The organism is Pseudoalteromonas rubra, assembly GCF_005887115.1.
GTDB lineage: Bacteria > Pseudomonadota > Gammaproteobacteria > Enterobacterales > Alteromonadaceae > Pseudoalteromonas > Pseudoalteromonas rubra_F.
The window spans coordinates 483,935-505,893 of the sequence record NZ_PNCJ01000005.1 but is presented as its reverse complement, the minus strand read 5'-3'; the positions used below and the strand labels follow the sequence as shown (position 1 = coordinate 505,893).

General features: G+C 51.6%; 2 protein-coding genes. Both read left to right on the top strand.

Annotation, left to right across the window (positions count from 1 at the left end; genetic code table 11):
* Positions 1-9,900 (top strand): non-ribosomal peptide synthetase, encoded by a 9,900-nt coding sequence (locus CWB98_RS02945; protein WP_138543468.1) that lies wholly within the window; start codon positions 1-3, stop codon positions 9,898-9,900.
* Positions 9,900-21,932, top strand: coding sequence for a non-ribosomal peptide synthetase (locus tag CWB98_RS02940; protein ID WP_138543467.1), 12,033 nt, complete (start codon positions 9,900-9,902; stop codon positions 21,930-21,932). The genes CWB98_RS02945 and CWB98_RS02940 overlap by 1 nt, the downstream gene beginning before the upstream one ends.
* The last annotated feature ends 27 nt before the right edge of the window (positions 21,933-21,959 follow it).

Genomic DNA, 21,959 nt, shown 5'->3' with positions numbered 1-21,959 from the left:
ATGGAAAATTCAGCGATTGAAGCACTATTGGCCGAGTTGGATGGTCAGGGTATTTATGTTTATTTGCAAGAAGGCCGCCTGAAACTGCGTACCCACCTTGCGACTGTGCCAGAGGCGCAGCTTAATAAGATCAAAGAAAATAAGCCGGCATTGATTGACTATATGCAGGCGAACCATCAAAAGCAGGGCGCTCTGTCATTTTCTCAGCAAGGGATTTGGCTGATTGACCAGTACCATGGTGGGGAAGTGGCCTACACCATGGCAGGATTACTTAAGCTGTCGCACCCGATCACAAAAGCGCAGCTTGAAGCGGCGTTAAATACCTTGCTTGAGCGCCACGACATTTTGCGTAGCCAGTTCTTTGCCACGGAGCAGGGAGGGTGCCAACGCGTCAATGCTGAGTTGTCTCTTAAGGTTATGTCGCTGAGCGTGGCAGAACCTGTGACCCGAGCAAAAATTGAAGCGCATGTGCAGCCCTACCTGCAGCAAGGGTTTGACTTACAAAAAGCGCTCCCTGTGAGAGCGGCACTGATCAGTGGCGATGAACAAGCTCGGGGTCAGTGGGTTTACCTGATGTTGCACCACCTGGTGGCTGATGGCTGGTCGGTGCAATTATTAGTCAATGAGCTGCTTGATGTACTACAGAATAAAGCGACGGAACAGGCGGCACCGGCACCGCTACAATATCTCGATTATGTGCATTGGGAAAAACGCTTTGTCCAGTCTGAGGCTTACCAGCAACAGCATGCATATTGGCAAAAGCAGCTGGAAGGGTTCACGCCTTTTGCTCTGCCAACCAGTTTTGCCAGACAAGCTCAGCCTTCATTTCAGGGGGCCAGTCATCAGTTTATACTGAACGACGAGCAATTCCCGCGTTTTGAAAGTTGCTGCCAGCAACTGGGGATCACTGTTTTTGCCGGGCTACTGAGTGTGTTTTACGCGTTGCTCTATCGCTATAGCCAGCAACAGGACGTTACGGTGGGTGTGCCGGTGCTGGGTCGGGAACACAGTGAATTTGAATCCATGATCGGCTGTTTTATTCACACTCTGCCACTGCGTCAGCAGATAACCGCTGAGATGTCATTCAGTGAACTTGCCCGCAATACCCTGACACAAGTGACCCGGGCGCTGGAAAACCAAAGTGTATCTCAGGATGCGCTGGCTAAGCTTGCTGACACCTCACAGCTTTTTAGTGTGTTGTTTAATTATAACGCCGTACCCACAACGTCATTGCGTTCAGGGTCACTGGAAGCAGAACTGTTCACGCTGAATAATTACAGTGCAAAATTTGATCTGACGCTCACCCTGACTACTCGGGGTAAGGCGATGGTCGCAGAGCTTGAATACAATGTGGCCTTATTTTCCGGTGAACTTATCGCGCAAATTGGCGAAGACTTTCAGGCATTATTCCGGGCGTTTAGTGGTGACCAGAGCATGCCACTGTCAGACGCTCAGTTACCCTCTGTGAAACTGGCTCAGCAGCTTCTGACGACAGAGCCGCCGCGCCGAGCTGCGCCTTTGGTGTTACCTCAAATTCTGGCTCATGCCCAATCGAGACCTACTCACGCCGCGCTGGTGTCGGCAAGTGACCCTGCTCAGTCCTTAAGTTACGCTGAGCTGGATGAGCACAGTGCCAGTCTGGCCAGTGCGCTCGATGACACAATACAGAGCGACGATATTGTGGCTGTACTGGTTAATCGACAGGTTAACAGCCTGGTGGCCTTGCTGGGCGTGATGCGCGCCGGGGCAGCCTATCTACCTATTGACCAGGAAACGCCGGTTCAGCGGGTGATCGAAATTATGCAGCTGGCAGGGTGTCACACCCTGGTCGTGGTCGATGCACAGGCAGTACAGGCAGATACAAAAGCCGCATTGGATGAATGTGGCATCTTTGTGCGGGGCTATGATGAGCTGGTACAGCAAAATAACAAAGTGGACATAGTAGATAAAACCAGTCCGCGTGACCTGGCTTATGTGATCTTTACCTCAGGCTCGACGGGCAAACCAAAAGGGGTGGCGATAAGTCATGGTGCACTGGCCAGTTACTGTGATTCTATCTCTCAGTGTATCGAATTTTCATCGCATACCCGCTCTGGTGTTGTCACTGGACTTGCCACCGATCTCTGTCTGACCGGCATTTATCCGGTTCTGATGCAAGGGGGCACCGTGGTGATGCCAACAGAGCTGGCGCTGCCAGATCCTCAACAGCTGGTTGAGATGCTCAGTAAGCAGCAGGTCAATATGCTAAAGATAACGCCATCTTTTGCCCGTGAATTATTGCCGCAGATAGCCGCTCTGAAAGAAAACCAGCCAGCCATCGAAAAGTGGGTGCTTGGTGGGGAGGCGCTGGATGCCTCTCTCGTCAGTGATTTACAAGAGCATTACCCGTCAGCACATATCGTCAATCATTACGGTCCCAGTGAAACCTGTATTGGGGTGACTACACACACCATCTCGGAGCAGGTACCAAGTGACATTGAGCATTATCCCATTGGTAAGCCGCTGACACACGTCAGCGTACAGGTACTGGATAAACAGGCGCATCCTGTGCCGGTCGGTATGCCGGGTGAGCTCTATATTGGCGGCACCTCGCTGGCCGATGGTTATTTGCGAGCGCCACAGTTGACAGAGCAATATTTCGTACGCTGCCAGAGCGAATGTACAGGAGCTGAGCGCTTCTATCGCTCAGGTGATCGTGTTCGTCTGACACATCAGGGCACGCTGGAGTATCTCGGCAGGCTGGATAGTCAGCTCAAGATCCGAGGTTATCGCATCGATATCAGTGAAATTGAAGCGAAACTGACCGCCCTCGCAGACATAAAAACGGCGGCCGTTGTCGCCATTAAGCAAAGCGGTATTGATACCCTGGTTGCCTATTTTGTCGCAGCGGATCAAGAGACACCAGTCACCGCGGCCGCTTTGCGAGATACCTTATCAACGTGCCTGCCTCAGGCCATGATACCCAGTCATTTCGTGGCGCTGGCACAATTGCCCGTGCTGGGTAACGCAAAGGTAGACCGAAAACAGTTAGCTGCCCGGCCCCTGAATTATGAGCGTAGCTATACGCCGCCGAGTACGGCATTACAGCAACAGCTGGCGACTTTGTTCGCTGAGTTGACGGGTGTGTCCCAGGTTGCAGCTGACGATGACTTTTTCTCTATTGGTGGTCATTCCTTACTAGCCATGCGTCTTGCCAACTGTATCCGTGCCCGGTTCGAGCGGGTACTGTCGTTACAGGCTATTTTTGCTAACCCGACGGTTGAGAAACTGGAACGATGTCTGTTAGCTCAGGATATTGTGGTCGGTCATACATTGGCGTCGATTGATCAGTCAGGTGAGCATCCCTTGTCTTTTGCACAGCAACGGATCTGGTTTGTCGATCAAATGCAGGGTCATAGTAAGCAGTATAATTTGCAAGGCGCGTTTACCATTAAAGGCGCGTTAGATATTGAGGCCTTATCGCAGGCATTCGAACAGGTGGTGCAGCAACACACAATCCTGCGTTTTAATTATGCTCAAAACGCACAGAATGAACCTTTCCAGTATCTGAATTCCGGCCTTAGCTTTGCGCTAAAACAACAGGACTTAAGTCATGTTGATGACGAGGTGCAGGCTGATACGCTGCGCACGTTATTGGCTGAGGATTATCACACAGCATTCGATCTGAGCCAGGATCTGCTGCTGCGCGCTCAGCTACTAAAGCTTGATGAGCAGCTTTTTGTATTGATAGTAACCATGCATCACATCGTGTCTGATGGTTGGTCAATCGGCGTGTTGTGCCGGGCATTAGAAGCGGCATATCAAGCTGCGATTGAAAACCGCACTGCCGCGTGCACCCCGCTGAACCATAGCTACATAGATTATGTGCACTGGCAACGCCATTTAGTCTCCCAGCCACAATGGCAAACCAGCGTTGACTACTGGCAAAGTCAGTTGGCAGACTTGCCTCGGGTACATGAATTACCGCTGGATAATGCCAGAGAAAATCGTGTGATCAGTGGCGGGGCGCTCTACTGCTGCGAACTACCAAGGGAGTTGGGCGCTACCTTACGCCAGTTTGTTTCGACCAATGGGCAAACTCTGTTTGGCGTACTGGAGTGTGTGTTTGCATTGTGGATGAGCCGATTGTCTGGGCAGTCTGATTTGGTGCTGGGTACTCCGGTTGCAGGGCGCGAATTCAGTGAACTGGAAGCTGTGATAGGCAACTTCATCAATACACTGGTATTGCGCCATCGTATTGAACCTGAGCTGACCTTTACTGAAGCATTAACTCAAAGTAATGAAACGCTGCAAAATGCGCTGAGCCATCAGCATATTCCGTTTGATGCATTGGTCGAAACGCTGAACAGTGAGCGCAGCCTGGGGATCCATCCTCTGGTTCAGGTGGTTTTCCGGGTCAATAATCAGGTTAACGAGGCGTTGAAGCTGGATGGTCTGGATGTCACCGTCAACGACACCGGCGTACGCAGCGCAAAACTGGATCTCGAAGTATCTGTGATCGATAGTGGCGATAACATTGTGGTCGAATGGCTTTACGATAGCGCTTTATGGCAGGAGCGCAGCATTGAGTCTTTCGCGCGTCAGTATACCCATTTGCTCCGAACATGCCTGCAAGAGCCGCAGCGACGCATCAGTGAGATGAGTTTATGCGATGCCAAATTGCTTGAGCAACTGCTGGCGTATAGTGAGGTGGATAATGAGCAACAGAGCAGCGATATTGGCTGGCATCATCATTTCAGTGCCATTGCAGAAATACAACCCCATAGCGTTGCGCTGCGTTGTAACGGTGAAGCATTTAGTTACCTTGAGGTAGAGCAACGTGCCAATCAACTTGCTCACTGTCTGCTGGAAATGGGCTTTGATGAGCAAAGCCGTATTGCACTGCTGTTACCTTCGGGCCCAGCCATGGTCATTGCTGTGCTGGCGATACTCAAAGCGCGCCATGTGTATGTGCCTTTGCATTATGATACGCCAGAAAAATCTTTGTCTTATATTGTTGAAGATGCCGACATCGTGATGATCCTGGCTTTCAGTGAAGACACCGAAAAGCTGATAGACAGCGGCACTGATTTTCTTTTCCTGGATGACTTATTTGATGTGGAGTCCAGTTTTGCCGGTTATCCGGTTTCAGTCCCGGGCAATGATGAGCTTGGTGAGTCAGAAACCTCAGATGCAGAACGCTTGTGCTACATCATTTATACGTCGGGCTCTACCGGACGACCAAAGGGCGTCATGATCACCCATGGCAACCTGAACGGGTATTTATCACATGCGATGGATACTTACCTGGATGCGGATGTAACACTGCCGCTGGCGGTAGTGAGCACGCCTTTGGCTTTTGATGCCACGATTACCGCGCTTGTTCCCCCGCTGTTATGTGGCGGGGAGGTCGAGATAGTGACTCAGGGACCTCATCAGTTGGCAGCCATCAGTGAGCTCCTGTTTAATTCTATCAGGCCACGCCTATTCAAGCTCACACCTGCACACTTACGTGCGATCCAGGCCTTGATGGATGAGCTTAGCAGCAACAGTGCGCCGCATACTCTGGTGATTGGCGGCGAAGCGCTGGACAGCGATTTATTACTTGCATTACGCAACAAGTTGCCAGCCTGTACCTGGGTAAATGAGTATGGTCCGACCGAGGCTACTGTAGGCTGTAGCGTGTTTTCGCTCACCCCCGACCTGAACCCGCAAACTACCCTATGTTATGCGGATGTACCGATTGGCCTGCCTAATGAGGGTGTGGCTATGCTGGTTGTTGACCAGTTTGATCAGCCTGTGCCCGATAATGCTCCCGGAGAGTTACTGATAGGCGGCCCGGTTATCAGCCCGGGTTACGTCAACCTTGAAACTCAGAATCAGGCTAAGTTTGTCACTCTCAACGTGGCGGACAAAAAGCCGATGCGCTTTTATCGAAGCGGTGATCTGGTACGATGGCAAAGTGATGAACAGGGAAGGCTTGCCTATCTCAGATACTGTGGCCGCACCGACGAGCAGATTAAGCTGCGTGGCTATCGAATAGACCTGAATGCGATTTGCCATTATCTGAGAGAGCTGGATGGTGTGCGTGATTGTGCGGTGACCGTCGATGAATCCCAGGCGTTGTTACAGGCGCATGTACTTTACCTCAACGGCAAAGTGCCATCAGACAGTCATCTGAGAAATCACCTTGCTCAATACCTTCCTCCGTACATGATCCCGGGGCAGTTTAATCGGGTCGAAGCGATTCCCCTGACAGCCAATGGCAAAGTAGACAGTAAAGCGCTGATGGCGTTGGCGCAGCAACGAGAAAGCAGCACCAGCAGTGCGCTGGACTTGACTACGCTGACTCCCATGCAATCCTATTTGTATCAGCTTTACAGTGATATTTTACTCACTGAGCATGTGGATCTTGAAGACAGCTTTTTTGACTTGGGCGGGCATTCGCTGCTGGCCATCAAGCTTATTAGCCAGATCCGGCAGCAAAAAAACCTCGATGTCACCCTGCCGCAACTATTCAAAACGCCTACTATTGCTTCGTTGTCTCAGGCGTTAGAGCACTGTGCACCGATTGCAGCAGTGCATGCGATTGTGCCTGTGTCACGCCAGCAAGCTTTGCCTTTGTCCTTTGCCCAGCAGCGGCTCTGGCTGATAGAGCAATTACATGAGTCGAGCACTCAGTATCATATGCCTGCCGGGTTTAAATTCAGCGGGACGCTCGACAAAGGCGCGTTCAGTGAAGCGCTTAACGCCCTGATCTCACGCCATGAAGTGTTACGCACTCAGATTATTCAGGGGGCGCAACACGCAGAGCCCGTTCAGCAAGTAAGCGCCAGGTTTGATTTACCGCTCACGCACCTTGACCTGACTAAACTGGGTGAGCGAGCCCGGCAACAGCGCTGGGAGCAGGCGGCCCATGCCAATGCAACAAACCGGTTTGATTTGAGTAGGGACCTGCTGATCCGAGTGTTACTGGTTGAATTTGCGCAGGACGATTATCGGGTGCATTTTAATATGCACCACATCGCCAGCGATGGCTGGTCTATGGCAATTTTAGTCCGAGAATTCATTGCGTTTTATCGCCATTTTGCGAAAGAAGCGCAGTACCAGCTGCCAGCCGAACTGACTCAGCCTCTGCCTGTTCAGTACGGCGACTTTGCGTACTGGCAACGTAATACCTGGACAAAGCATGCTAATCAGGATGCGGTGCAATATTGGCTGACAGCCCTTGATGGCCATCCTCCATTACATCAGCTCCCACTGGACTACCCGCGTCCTGCCATGGCTCAGCTCAGTGGCAAGCGTCATACCCAACGTCTGAGTGCAGCATTGACCCGGGCAATTCATGAACACTGTAAGTCTCAGGGCGTGACCCTGTTCATGTGGCTCAATACCGTGTTTTCTTTATTGATGCTGCGCTACAGCCAAACGGATGATGTGGTCATTGGCTCGCCGGTTGCTGGCCGTGAACACAATGAAGTGGCCAATCTTATCGGCTTTTTTGTCAATACCTTAGTAATACGCACACGTACTCAACCAGGGCAAAGTTTCAATCAGCTATTGGCTCAGCAAAAGCAGGTTATTCTGGATGCGTTTAAACATCAGGCACTGCCCTTTGAGCAATTAGTTGAGGCGCTTAAGCCGGAACGAAATCTGGGACACCAACCGATTTTTCAGATTTTGTTTGCGCTACAAAATAATGAAACCACCGATCTGGTGCTGCCCCAGTTGCACATTGAAGTTGAAGCGCCTGCCGAGCCCATGATGAAGTTTGATCTTGAAGTGAACGCCATTGAAAAGGGTGATGGCATTGAACTGGAGTGGAACTATTGCTCGGCTTTATTTAAATCCGCGACAGTGGCAGCCCTTGCTGAGTCTTTTGAAATATTGATCAGTGCCATTCTCAAGGCGCCTGAACACAAGGTGCAGTGCCTGCCTGTGATGACGCAGCAAGCTCAACATCAGCTGGTCAATATGCGCGGTCCGGTCAAAGCGGTCCCGATAGAGTGTATTCACAGCCAGATCAGTGCAAAGGCACACCTAGCGGACAGCCAGCTTGCGGTGCGCGACGCTGACAGCTGTATGCTCAGTTATGCAGCGCTGGAGCAAAAGGCCAGCGCCCTGGCCAGCTATTTGCTGGAGCAGGGGGTGAAGCCGGGCATGCGTATTGCGTTGTGCCTGAATGCCGGGTGCGACCAGGTGGTTGCTATGCTGGCGGCATTTAAGGTTCGCTCTGCATATGTGCCGGTTGATCCGACACTGCCTGCGTCACGTGCTCAGTTTATTATTCGCGACAGTGGCGCGAGCTGGCTGCTCACTCATAGTAAGCGCATGACACAGCTTAAACCGATTATCGATGCAGCGACCCAACCCCCTTTGTCGGTGTTGGAAATAGACCAGCCGAATAACTGGTTGCCAAAGCAAACGCGTGAACAGTTCCCACGCAGTGAACATTCAGATCTGGCCTATGTGATTTACACTTCAGGCACGACAGGGCAGCCCAAAGGTGTCGCCATCACCCATGCCAATCTGGCGCTTTACCTGGAGCATGCTCGCCATGACTACTTCAACGACACCATAAGTTTTAGTGTAGTGAGTACGCCGTTGGCGTTTGATGCCACCGTCACGGCCATCTGGCCAGCCTTGTTGCAAGGAGTGTGCATCGATATGCTGGCAGATGATGAGCGTATGCTCAAAGAGCTGGCAAACCGATTGTGCCAGGAGGTTGCCGGGGTGTTTAAGCTGACACCAGCACATCTGCAGGGGGTCGTTTCGGTACTAAAACAGTGCGCGCTTGCAGAAGAGCGGAGTTTTAACGGGGCGCATCAGGTGGTCGTGGGTGGCGAGGCGTTACCGGTTTCGCTTGTGGCTCAGCTTAGCGAACGTTTACCCAATGTTGAGTGGATCAACGAATACGGTCCCACCGAAGCCACTGTGGGTACGAGTACCTTCCGCTGTAATAAACAGCAAATAGCCGCACTTAACGCACAGCCCCATAGTCAGGTCCCAATTGGTCAACCAATAGCGAATACACACTTATTGGTACTGGATGAGCAGATGCAGCCTGTCCCTGCCGGTGTAACCGGTGAGCTCTATATCGGCGGCAACAACCTGGCTCAGGGGTATTTAAACAGAACCGAGCTCAGTGATGAGAAATTTGTGTGGCTACCATTTGGTGCAAAGCAGAGTGAGCAGCGTTTTTATCGCAGTGGTGATCTGGTGCGTTGGTCTATAAATGACGATGGTACCCCTGGGGCGCTGGTGTTTTGCCACCGCGCGGATAGCCAGATAAAACTGAGAGGCTATCGAATAGAGCCAGAAGAAATTGCCCACCAGTTACAGCAACTGCCCGGTATTGAACAGGCTGTGGTGTTGCTCAATGAAGCGGGTGACAACCTCGAAGCCTATTTGCTATCGGATCTGGCTGAACGCACTGAAATGCCAACGCTTGCCGAGCCTGCACTGGCCTCAGAGTGGTCTGCACACCTGAGTCAGTCTTTGCCCGCCTATATGTTGCCGTATCGCTATGTACTGACAGAAACCCTGCCTTTAACTGCGAATGGCAAAGTGGATGTACGTGCGCTGCATGCCTTAGGTGCGCAATGTGCATCATCAGCCAATAATGTTGTTGCGCCAAGAAATGACATGGAGTTAACGCTGGTCGAGATTCTGGCCTCTGTACTCAATGTGGAAACGCTCGGTATTGAAGACAACTTCTTCAGTCTGGGAGGCCATTCGCTGCTGGCGACTCAGTGTATTGGTTTGATTGAGGCACAACTTGGCGTAAGCATGTCGGTCAGAATTCTATTTGAGCGGCCTACCGTTGCGGCACTCGCGCAGTGGATTGAGATCCATCAGGCGATGGCCCAACAGGCACAGGACGATAACGAAAACGATACTTCAGAAGAGATGTTTTTGTAATGACGGAACAGGTGAGAGTAATTGAACAGTTGATAGCGGATGCATTACGTGCAGGGATCACCTTGTATGAGAAAAACGGTGCTCTGGCATTTAAGCAAAAAGGGCAGTTTCCCGCTGCGCTGAAGCAACGGATTGTCGCCCACAAGGCTGAGATCATTGCCTATTTTCAGCACCAACGTGGCACCTCGCTGGAGCAGGCTGAATACTCGGCCATTCCAAAAGCAGACCGCTCCGTGCCACTACCCGCAAGCTATGCACAGCAAGGGTTGTGGTTTATTGAACAGTTACAGGGCAGCAGTCAGTACTACATGCCTGCTGAATTTGTCCTCACCGGGCAACTGGATATTGCCGCGCTCAAAGCCAGTATCGAAGCGTTAATCGTCCGCCATGAGTCGCTGCGCAGCCACTTCGTTGCCAGTGAGGGCTCTCAGCAGGGTGTGTCTGTCATAGTACAAGAACGGTTTGAAACACCATGTCAGTGGTACGATGCCAGTCAATGGCCATCACATGACAAAGCACAGAAAATTCGTGCGCAGCTTAATGAGTTTTTGTCCCTGCCATTTGACTTAACGCAGGATCTACTGATCCGGGCATTGGTGATATCTGACCAGCAAACCCACTATTTGGCGTTTAACATGCACCATATTATATCCGATGGTGCATCCATGCAGGTGCTGGTCAGGGAACTGGCCGCACTTTACCGTGCAGCTTTAGAAGCAGACTCGGCGCCTCAATTGGCCCCGTTAAAGGTGCAGTATGGGGATTTTGCGGCCTGGCAGCAAAAGACTCTGACGTCGGCCCACCTTAGCGATAAGCTGGCGTATTGGCAGCAGGCACTGGCCGACCTGGATCCCATCCAGTCTTTGCCCGGTGACTTTGTGCGTCCCGCCGTACAAACCCAGCGTGGGCGGGTCTATCGCCAGGCGCTGAGTTCTGCGCTGGCAGCCCGCATTCAAACCCACAGTGCACAACAATCCGTTACGCCTTTTATGTGGTTACTGAGCAGCTTTATGCTGTTTGTGGGTCGGCTAACTCAAAATGAGCAGGTGGTTGTGGGGACGCCGGTTTTGGGACGTGATCATCCCGATCTGGCGCCCCTGATAGGTTTGTTTGTCAACACTGTGGTGATCCCGGCAAACATAACAGAATCATTGTCCTTTAATGCCTGGTTACAGCAACAAAAAGAGCAGATCCTGGCTGCGTTTGAGCACCGTGAGGTCCCCTTTGATAAGGTGGTCGAAGCGCTAAGTTGTCCCCGTGATATGAGCCACCATCCTTTGGTGCAGATCTTATTCACTCTGGATCAAAGTAGTGCGGCACACGCGCTGCAACTACCCGGGTTGACGGTGTTGGAACAATCCCGCGCGGATGGCGATGAGATTGACATTAAATGTGACCTGGAACTCAATGCCGTACTGGATGAAAATACCAAAGCACTGACTTTAAACTGGAAGTATGACAGTGACTTATATCTTGCAAAAACGATTCAGCATTGGTCAGAGAGTTTTGAGGTATTGCTGGAGCAGCTAGTTGAAACCCCGCAAACTCAGATTGACCGTGTTCCGTTACTGAATCAAACCCAAACGCAGTCCATAATGGAATACGCCCAATATACACAGACACAGTGGGACAACACTCAGACACTGGTTAGTTTGTTCGAGGAGCAAGTAAAGCGTTTTGGCCAGCGTATTGCCGTGGTCGATGAACACGAAAGATTAAGCTATCAGGCATTAAATAATCGCGTTAACCGGCTTGCCAGAGTGCTGGTTGCCAGCAAAATAGAACCCCAGACCATGCTGCCCGTCAGTGTGGCACGCTCAGTCAATATGGTCGTGACCTTACTGGCGATTTTAAAAGCGGGTGCAGCGTACGTGCCCATCGACCCGGATTACCCCAAAGATCGGATTGACTACATTATAGGTGATGTGGGCAGTCGTTGGTTGATCTGCGACAGCGTTACTGAGGCGCGTTTTGCCGGGTGTGCTCAGTCGATGATCAACATTGATGATGAGGCTATTTACGCCGGTATTGCCATTGCCGACAATCTCGAGCTGAATATTCAGCCGGACCACCTCGCCTATATGATTTATACCTCAGGCACCACAGGCCGGCCAAAGGGAGTTCAGATAGAGCACCGACATGTTGTCCGGCTATTGCATGTTGAACCTGCACTGTTTGATTTTAACGAGCGGGACGTGTGGACCCTGTTTCACTCCTTTTGCTTCGATTTTTCTGTTTGGGAAATGTACGGCGCCTTGCTGTTTGGCGCGAAGCTAGTGGTGATCAGTAAGGCAATGAGCCAGGACACCCAGGCTTTTGCATGCTGTCTTTTGAGTGAAAAGGTCACGGTGCTTAACCAGACGCCGGGTGCCTTTTACGCGCTTCAGTCTGCGATGTGCGGCTTTGAGGAAACCGAGCAGGCACAATGTCAGGTACGCTACGTTATTTTCGGTGGAGAAGCATTGCAGCCGGGCAAACTCAAACCCTGGGCTAAACGGTTTGATGCCTGCCAGCTTATTAATATGTATGGCATTACCGAAACCACAGTTCACGTGACCTTTAAACGACTTACCGATGCGGATCTGGCGCTGGGAGTGAGTAATATTGGCCATGCCATTCCTACCATGTCTTGTTATGTGCTTGATAAGCATCAGCAGTTGCTGCCGATGGGCGCCGTGGGTGAGCTGTATGTGGGTGGTGAAGGCGTATGTCGTGGCTACTGGCAAAGAGAGGAGCTCAATGCCCAGCGCTTTATTGCAGATCCTTTTGCAAACACCAGCGGTAAAAAGCTCTATAAATCGGGTGATCTGGTGCGCTTTTTACCTGACGGTGAGCTAACTTACATCAGTCGTGCCGATGATCAGGTGAAAGTGCGTGGTTATCGCATTGAGCTGGGGGAAATCGAAAACCAGCTACGCCAGCATCCTGATCTGCAGGCGGTGTGCGTATTACTTAATCGCGACGACCCACAGGGAGCCAGGATCAGCGCCTTTGTAGTGGCCCGCGGAGGGGTTGAGCTCACTGACCCAATTACACAGGTACAGCAGTACTTGCGCAGCGCATTGCCAGAGTTTATGTTGCCAACCAATGTCGTTGTGGTAGAAGCTTTGCCGTTCACCAGTAATGGAAAAATAGATAAAAAAGCGTTGCTGGCATTGGATATTTTGCAGCAAGAAGCGGTTTATCAGGCACCGGATAGTGACGTAGAACGCGCCATTGCACAGTGTTTTTCTGCGTTGCTTGGCGTTGACAAAGTTGGCCTGAATGACCACTTTTTCCGCCTGGGCGGTCACTCGTTACTGGCCACCCAATTGGTGAGTCAGCTACGGGAACGCTATGGCTTGTCAGTCGAGCTAAAAGAGGTATTTCAGAGCCCAAGAGTGGGTGAGCTGGCTAAAGCCGTGTCTGTGGCCGACACTGCAACGAGTTTGTCCGTTGACATACCTCGTACGCAATCCGGATTGCCGGTGCCGCTGTCGTTCGCTCAGGCGAGACTCTGGACCGTTGAGCAGATGACGCCCGGCTCGGCTCAGTATCATATGCCCGGTACGTTCACGCTGAGCGGCTCGTTAAATCTGGCGGCGTTCAGGCAAGCCTGGCACGCTATCATCCAGCGTCATGAGGTGTTACGCAGCAAAATTATTCAGGACGATACGCTCGGTCCGCAGCAACAGGTTGTGCCAGATTTTGACCTGCCTCTGACTTTCATTGACGCACGTACTTTGGCACCACAAGCACAACAGCAAAGTTGGCTCAGAGCGCAGCGCGACGATGCCATGCAGCCGTTCGATTTGAGTCAGGGGTTAATGATCAGGCTGACCCTGATGGCGGTTGCTGATACGCAGTATCGACTGCGGGTAAATCTGCATCACATTGCTGCGGATGCCCACTCTCTTGCTATCTTGAGTGAAGAACTGGCGGCTTTTTACCAGCATTTTGCATGTGGCCAGCCATTACCTGAATTGCTTGCGCACCCATTACCTATAAACTATGCCGATTATGCGCAGTGGCAGCGTAACACTCTGAACACAAGTGCTTTAGAGACCCATAGAAGGTTCTGGTTTGCTTATCTGGAAGACGCTCCGCCGCTGCACCAGCTGCCATTGGACAGGGCCAGAACGAGAATGTCTGTCGCCCAGGGGGGCACTCACATAACGCATCTTGATAACGCAGTGTGTGAGCAAGTTCAGGCGCAGTGCCGCCGCCATGACGTCACCTTGTTTACCTGGTTACAGACTGCCTTTGCTGTTTTTGTTGGCAAATACAGCCACACCACGGATGTGGTGATAGGCGCGCCTTTCTCGGGCCGTGAACACAGCCAGTTGCAACCTTTGGTTGGGTTTTTTATCAATACCTTGCCCATACGTACACGGTTTACGCCGCAGCTCACATTTACCGAGCTGCTGGCACAACAAAAAGCCGTGATGGTTGATATTCAAGCGCATCAGGCGATGCCGTTTGAGCAGATTTTGGATGCGCTTAATCTGGAGCGTTCTCTCAGTCACCAGGGCGTCTTTCAGCTGAGCTTTGCGCTAAACCCACAGCTGGATACCGATTTGCGTCTTGCGGATATAGAAGTACAGGCTGAGCAAGCAGTTTCTGTGGCCGCCAAGTTCGATATAGAACTGAGTGCGGTACAGACCGAGAATGGGATCCGCTTGTCCTGGTGTTATAACACGGCTTTGTTTGACGCCGTCAGTATTGAACGTATGAGCCAGTCACTACAGGTGTTACTGAAGGCACTTGCCAGCAATACAGATCATTGCATCGCAGACTTACCTCTGACAAAGCGGCGGTATGACGCAATCAAGGGACAATCTCATCCAGTATTAAAGCCACAGACTGTGGTTGATCGCCTTGCTCAGCTGGGGGCTCAAAACCCAGACAAAATAGCACTTAAAGACCCTCAACAGAGTGAAAGTCTGACATACGGTGAACTGAACGAGCGTACCAGCCGTTTAGCCAAATACCTGATTGGACAGGGGCTTAAGCCACAGCAAACCGTTTTGGTTAGCTGTGACGCCGGTTGCGATCTGATTGTAGCAATGCTGTCGGTGCTTAAAGCCGGTGGTGCGTATGTGCCTGTGTCGGCTCATTATCCCGAGACGCGCATCGCGCATATTATTGCGGATAGCAAAAGTCAGTGGTTACTCACACAGCGGCGCTTTGCCAGTCAGTTTGAACAGCACACACAGTGTCAAACCATCATGCTGGACAGCCCTGAATTAGATACGCAATTAGCGTCCTGTGACACGGTCATGCTACCCGAGCTGAGTGCCGAACAACTGGCCTATGTGATCTATACCTCAGGTACAACAGGGCAACCTAAAGGGGTGATGATACCTCATCAAGGTTTGACTAACCTGTGTGCCTGGCATCAGCGAGCATTTACACTGGATGCTGATAGCGTGGGCAGCCAGACGGCGAATATTGCCTTTGACGCGGCAACCTGGGAGATCTGGCCTTATCTGAGCGCTGGTGCACAATTGGTGTTTGTTGCCAACGCCCAGCTTACGGATCCGCAGTCACTCTCGGCATTTTTGACCCAAGAGTCGGTAAGTCACTGTTTCCTGGCTACTCCAATCGCAGAAGTGATGCTGGCAGAACCCCGATTTGCGCCGGCATCACTTAAGTATCTGCTGGTGGGGGGGGACAGGCTCAACCCGGTTAACGGGTCATTTCCTTTTAAGCTGACCAACAATTATGGTCCAACCGAAGCCTCCGTGGTGGCGACATCAGGTGCGGTGGTTTGCGGCACAGAAGCACTTCCGGATATCGGTCTACCGGTCGACAACTGCGATGTTTATATTGTCGATGAGCAGGGTCACAGTGTTGCGGACGGCATGGTCGGTGAATTGCTGATTGCAGGTCAGGGGTTGGCGCTGGGCTATCTAAATAAACCTGAGTTAAGTGAGGAAAAATTCACTGAACTGGAGCTGGATAATGGCAAGTCAGAGCGTGTTTATTGTAGCGGCGATCTGGTACGGCGACTAAGCAATGGTCGCATTGCTTATATTGGTCGCAATGATGCCCAGGTTAAGATACGCGGTTATCGCATTGAACTGGCTGAAATTGACCACCAACTGCGTGCACAAGACGGTGTTGCTGAATGTACGGTGCAGATAACCGAAGCACAGTCCGGTAATAAACAACTGACGGCTTTTGTTGTGCCAGAGTTAACGCATACGGGACACAATTTAGCGGCGCAACTGCGAGGACTGCTGCGTTCGATTCTGCCTGAGTATATGGTGCCAGCGCGCTTTTTGATGTTGGAGGCACTGCCTCTGACCGCTCATGGTAAATTAGACCACCGGGCGTTACAGGCATTGGCGCAGGAAATGGCATCAGAGCACCCGAAAGAGCCGGACGCTAAAAGTAACACGCAAGCGCAACATAACCGCTTTTTAATCCTGATGCGGGAGCTGCTAAACCAGCCAGATCTGCAAACCGAGGATGATTTTTTTGCCAGCGGTGGCGACTCTATTTTAGCCATTCAGCTTGCCAGTCGGGCCAGAGCGATAGACATACCTGTCTCTGTGGCTGATATTTTTGCTCACAGCACAGCGGCAGCACTGGCGGCAAACTTTGCAGCAACTAACGGGTTCTCTGAGCTACCTGCGGCCGATCACGAGCAGCAACATTTTGTGGGTAAGCTGAGACCTCAGCCTATTCAGCAGTGGTTCTTCGAACAAGCTTTTGCTGTACCTGAACACTGGAATCAGGCTGTGATGTTGAGTATCGACAAATCAGTGTCTTTTGCGCACCTGTGCGAAGCTGTTCAGGGACTTGTCGCATGTCATGATGCACTCAGACTGACGGTCAGGAACAAAGATGAGCTCTATATTACTGATCAGCTGAGCAGCACGGATGTGTGCAAGTTTCACAATCTGAGCGGTGCCGGCGAGCAGTGGCGGGACGCACTTGCAGCGCTAAGCAACTTGGCACAGGCAAGCTTTTCTTTTGACGGCTCCCCCTTACTGCGACTATGTCATGTCGCGACTCCCGATTCAGAGCCAACAGATCGGCTACTGATTATTGCGCATCATTTATTGGTAGACGGCGTATCCTGGCGTATTTTACTGACGGATCTGGAGCAAGCCTGCACTATGGCACAAGCCGGACAGGCTGTGACATTACCGTCCGCCAGTGCTTCATTGGATGCGATTGCCTTTTACCTTCAGGAGCGCGCCTGTGAGGCTAAGCATCTTGAACGATGGAAAAGGGTTTGTGCGACGGCCAGGCATCAGCAACCTTTGGGTGCCAGCTTGTCTGATTGCGCCAGCACAAATGTGGCCCATGCGAAATTCCAGTTGAGTGAAGCGCAAACGCGGCAGCTGTTAAATGAGGCAAACCGGGCATACAAAAGTAATATTCAGACGTTATTGCTCAGTGCCTGGCAATGGTCCGCGCTACGTAATTACCAGCAAGCGGAGCAGGTCGTATTGCTGGAGAGCCATGGCCGGGCAAAACTCAGCGGTGTATATGATGCCAGTCGCACGATTGGCTGGTTAACCGCTTTGTTTCCGCTGCATTTACACAGTCAAAGCGGGGCTTCAAACAGTGCCCTGAGCCAAACAATTTGTGCAGTAAAAGAGCAGCTGGCCTGGGTCACGGAACACGGCTGCGAATTCGGTGTGCTGCGTTATTCTCACTCGGATCCGCAAATCAGAGCATCACTGAATATAGATATGCGCACTCAGATCTTTTTTAATTATCTGGGTCAGCTTGACACTGTATTACAGCAAAGGGGATTGCTCGGTGATGCCAGCGAACCTTCGGGTGCGATGCGCAACGAACAGGACAATGCGTTTGCCGCTTTGCAAGTTACGGCAGCGGTAACGAATGGCCGTTTGTCGGTCACCCTGGAATGCGCATCGGGTTATTACACAGAGCAGGATGCACTGCGGTTAAGTGCGCATTTTGAACAGGCCATTGAAACTGTGCTGGCACATTGCCAGGCGCAAACCGAAAGCTGCCCGACCCCCAGCGATTTTGCGCTGTTACCGGATCTTGACTGCCTGCAACTGCAGCAGCTGCTCGACAAGGCAGGTCAGCCCGTAGCCGATATTTACCCCATGACGCCGTTGCAACAGGGGATGTGGTTCCATGCTCAAAGTACAGAAAGCCCAGTTTATCGCGAGCAGTCAGTGATGTTATTGGAAGGTGCGTTGGATACGGAAGCCTTTGAGTACGCCTGGCGCCAATTGTTGGCTAAACATTCCATCCTGCGCACCGCGTTTTTTGTCACCTCAGAGCAGCCTGTACAGCTAGTCTTTGAGCATTGCAAGTTGCCGCTGCATATAGACGACCCTCAGCCTTACGACGATACAGTTAACGCCCGTCTGGCGCGGCTTGCCGAGCAGGAATTCGCCGGGCCAATCGATTTGAACAATGCGCCTTGTATGCGGCTGAGGCTAGTACCATTTGGTGAACATTGTCATGGGTTTATCTGGACTTACCATCACATGATTATGGATGGCTGGTCTTTACCAGTGCTGTTTGATGGTCTGGTTGAGTTGTACCGTGCCAGGATTGAAAACCGGGGATTGGCGCTGGTCGCTGATCCATTTCGTGATTATGTGGCTTATCTTGAGACCCGTGATACACAGGCAGAAAAGGCATTTTGGCAAACGCAATTGAACCATATTGACACGCCAACCTTAGTGACAGAACACCTGACGCTGAGCGCAAACAAAGATCCTGGCGTGAGCGAACTGACTCAGACGCTCAGTACTGAGTTCACTCAGCGATTGAATCAATTTGCGAAGCATCACGGGCTGACACTCAATCAGGTGATCCAGGGGGCCTGGGCTTACTGGTTGCGCACCTGCTGTCAGAGTGACTACGTGTTATTCGGTCAGACCATTTCAGGTCGCCCGGACGCTTTGCCAAATGTAGCGCAGCGGGTTGGGCTGTATATTAATACACAACCTGTACTAATCACTACACCGGGGCAGATGTCAGTAAAAGATTACCTGCTGCAGATTAAAGCCCATCAGGCTCAGTTGACACGGTTTGCCCATACACCTCTGGCGCAGATCCACCAGTGGAGCGGCATTGATAACAGCAGCGACCTGTTTGATGCACTGTATGTCTTTGAAAATTATCCCAACGATCCACTGGCAGAGGAAAGCGCACCATTCAGGGTAAAGGTCTGCTCGGAGCAGGATCAGACGCATTATCCCATCACATTTGTAGTGGGTGTCGCGGATCAACTGTCACTGACGCTCAGTTATAGCGAAGCAATACTGACAAACACACAGGCCAGTCAGAGTCTTAACCTGATCACGGATTTGCTGGATGCCTTTATGGCGCAGCCCGATATGACGCTAGCTCAATTGCCTCTGGTGCGGCCTGACCAGACAACTCAGATCCCCCATTTCGAATTGCCTGGTGCGCAACCGCGGATGGATCAGTATCAGACGTTACAGCAGGCATTTGCGCAGATCAGAGCGAAATATGAGACGAATCCCGCCATTCGTTACATTCAGCAGAGTAATCACACTGAGATTGTGCTGAGCTATGGTGAACTGGATGAAGCCGCCTGTCAGCTGGCGAATTACTTGTCGTCGCACCATTCGCTGTGCGCAGGCCAGGCGGTCATTGCGGTTTGTCTGGACTCTGGCCCGCAACTTATCATTGCCATTCTGGCCGCCCTTAAACTCGGAGCCTCATATCTGCCGATTGCCCCGGCATTGCCCGAAAAAAGGCGCCACTACATGCTGACTAATGCGCAAGCTGCTGTGCTGATCAGCGCCGAGTCTGCCTGGATGGACGACACGCCAGCTTGTCCGGTCGTTGACCTGACTGCAAGTCATGCTGCTATCTCAGCACAGTCAAACGAGTTTGTGGAGCCGGATTGTCACGGCGAGTCTGCTTGCTATGTCATCTACACTTCTGGCACTACAGGAAAGCCAAAAGGCGTGCAGGTTGCGCATCGCAGCGTGTTGAATTATGTGGCTTGCCTGCAAAGCAATTATGCGATTACACCTGATGATAACTATCTGCAATTTGCCAGTTGCAGCTTTGATGTGTTTGCCGAAGAAGTGTTTTGTACTTTGCTTAGCGGTGCAACGCTGGTTATGGCAGAGCAGGAACAATTGCTCAACAGTCAGGCTCTGGCTGAATTATCCCGACAAAGTAAGTTGAGTCTAATGAGTCTGCCAACGGCCTACTGGCACCAGTTGGCGATGAGTCCTGTCGATTTAGGCGCAGCTATGCGAATGATCACCGTGGGTGGTGAACAAATGCAAAGCTCAGCGTTACGTGCCTGGCAGCATCACTACGGTACCGCCATCCGAATTATTAACGCTTATGGCCCGACGGAAACCACCATTTCAGCCACTCTTATGGATGTCACTCAGTATCAGGGAGATTCAATTCCGATAGGTCAGCCTCTGGCTGGGCTGACAGTGCACATTCTCGATAAGGAACTCAGAACTGTACCGGATTATGTGGCAGGGGAGTTGTATGTGAGCGGAGCCGCTCTGGCGCTTGGTTATCTGGGTGACAAAACGAAAACAGACAAAGCCTTTGTGTTCAATCCGAATACGCAAGCCCGCTGCTACAAAACTGGCGACAAGGTTCGGTTTGAGGGTGGGGTGTTGCACTTTTTAGGGCGCCTGGATGAGCAAGTAAAAATCAGAGGGTATCGTATTGAACTGGGCGAAATTGAACGGGCATTGCTTGAACACCAAGAAGTTAAAGCGTGTGCTGTCGTAGTTAAAAATGATAAAGCGGCGGGCGATCAGCTGGTTGCTTTTATCGAGTCACATGATGCGGATGTCACTTTGCTCAAAGCGACTTTGGCTGAGCAGCTCCCCAAATATATGGTGCCTCAATGGGTGGTGCCTCGTGTCCAGCTGCCACACAACAATAATGGCAAACTGGACAGAAAAGCGCTGGTCCATGAGGCTCAGGGGCTGACACTGACCGAGCCTGAGCACTATGTTGCCCCGACAACACCACTCGAACGCCACCTATGTGACTACCTTGCTGAGTTGCTTCAGTGCCCTCAGGTAGGCCTAAGTGATGACTTTTTTGATCTGGGAGGGCATTCACTGCTACTGATGCGATTGCATACTGAGCTGTGCGATACGCTTAAGGCGGAAGTACCGATAGGTTTGTTGCTGCAACACCCGTGTGTAGGTGATCTGGCCAAAGCGTTAACTGAGTTGCAGCATGCCCACCAGGACCCGCATCTGTCTCCTCAGAGCCTGCTGTTCCTGCAAACAGGGAGTAATGGTGTCACCCCTGTGGTGTTGATAGCGGGTGCCGGCGGACTACTGATGGCCTTTCAGGCATTGGTACAGGGGCTGGATAAACGGATCCCTGTGTACGGATTGCAGCCAGATCTGATAGCGCACGACCCGGATACGATCAGGTCGGTTGAGGCCACTGCACGGCATTACGTGTCTGTGCTGACACAAACCGGTCTTGGTCAGGTCAACCTGATTGGTCATTCATTTGGTAGTTTTATTGCGTTGGCAATGGCCCGGCACCTGGAACACAGCGATGAATTCGTTTCGGGTTCGCAGGGAGTGTCTGTAGCTTCCATCACGATTTTAGACACGCCCAGACCTGTGCAAAGCGTAGTACCAGTTACGGAGCAACAGGCAAATCGCCTGATGCTCGACAATATGAACGCATTTTTTGCACTGCAGTTTGATGACGCTCAGCTGGAAGCGCTGTTGGCAATGTCGGCCGAGGCGCAGGGCAAAGCCTTAGCTCAGTCCATGGCTCAGTCGGGGTATCACTTTTCGCCGGCCCAGTTGCAGCGTTTACAAACGGTATTTTGTGCTCAGCTGATGGCTGATGTGTACTTGCCTGAACAGCTTAGCTGTCCGGTCAGGGTGATCAAAGCCACACAGACTCAAGAGTTTGAGGGGCGAACTTTAACGTCTGATATGGGCTGGCGGGCACTTTATGGCCATGTGCGCGCATTTGAAGTCGCAGGGGGACACCTTTCAATTTTAGGCCATAAAGACGTCTCAGCGGTCGTGAAAATAATAGAGAGTGACTATGTTTTGTAGTCTATTGTTTATGAATATGTTTTTAGA

What these genes read in the sequence shown, in the direction of transcription:
- CWB98_RS02945 (WP_138543468.1), top strand. Translation starts at nt 1, where the DNA reads ATGGAAAATTCAGCGATTGAAGCACTATTGGCCGAGTTGGATGGTCAG.
- CWB98_RS02940 (WP_138543467.1), top strand. Translation starts at nt 9,900, where the DNA reads ATGACGGAACAGGTGAGAGTAATTGAACAGTTGATAGCGGATGCATTA.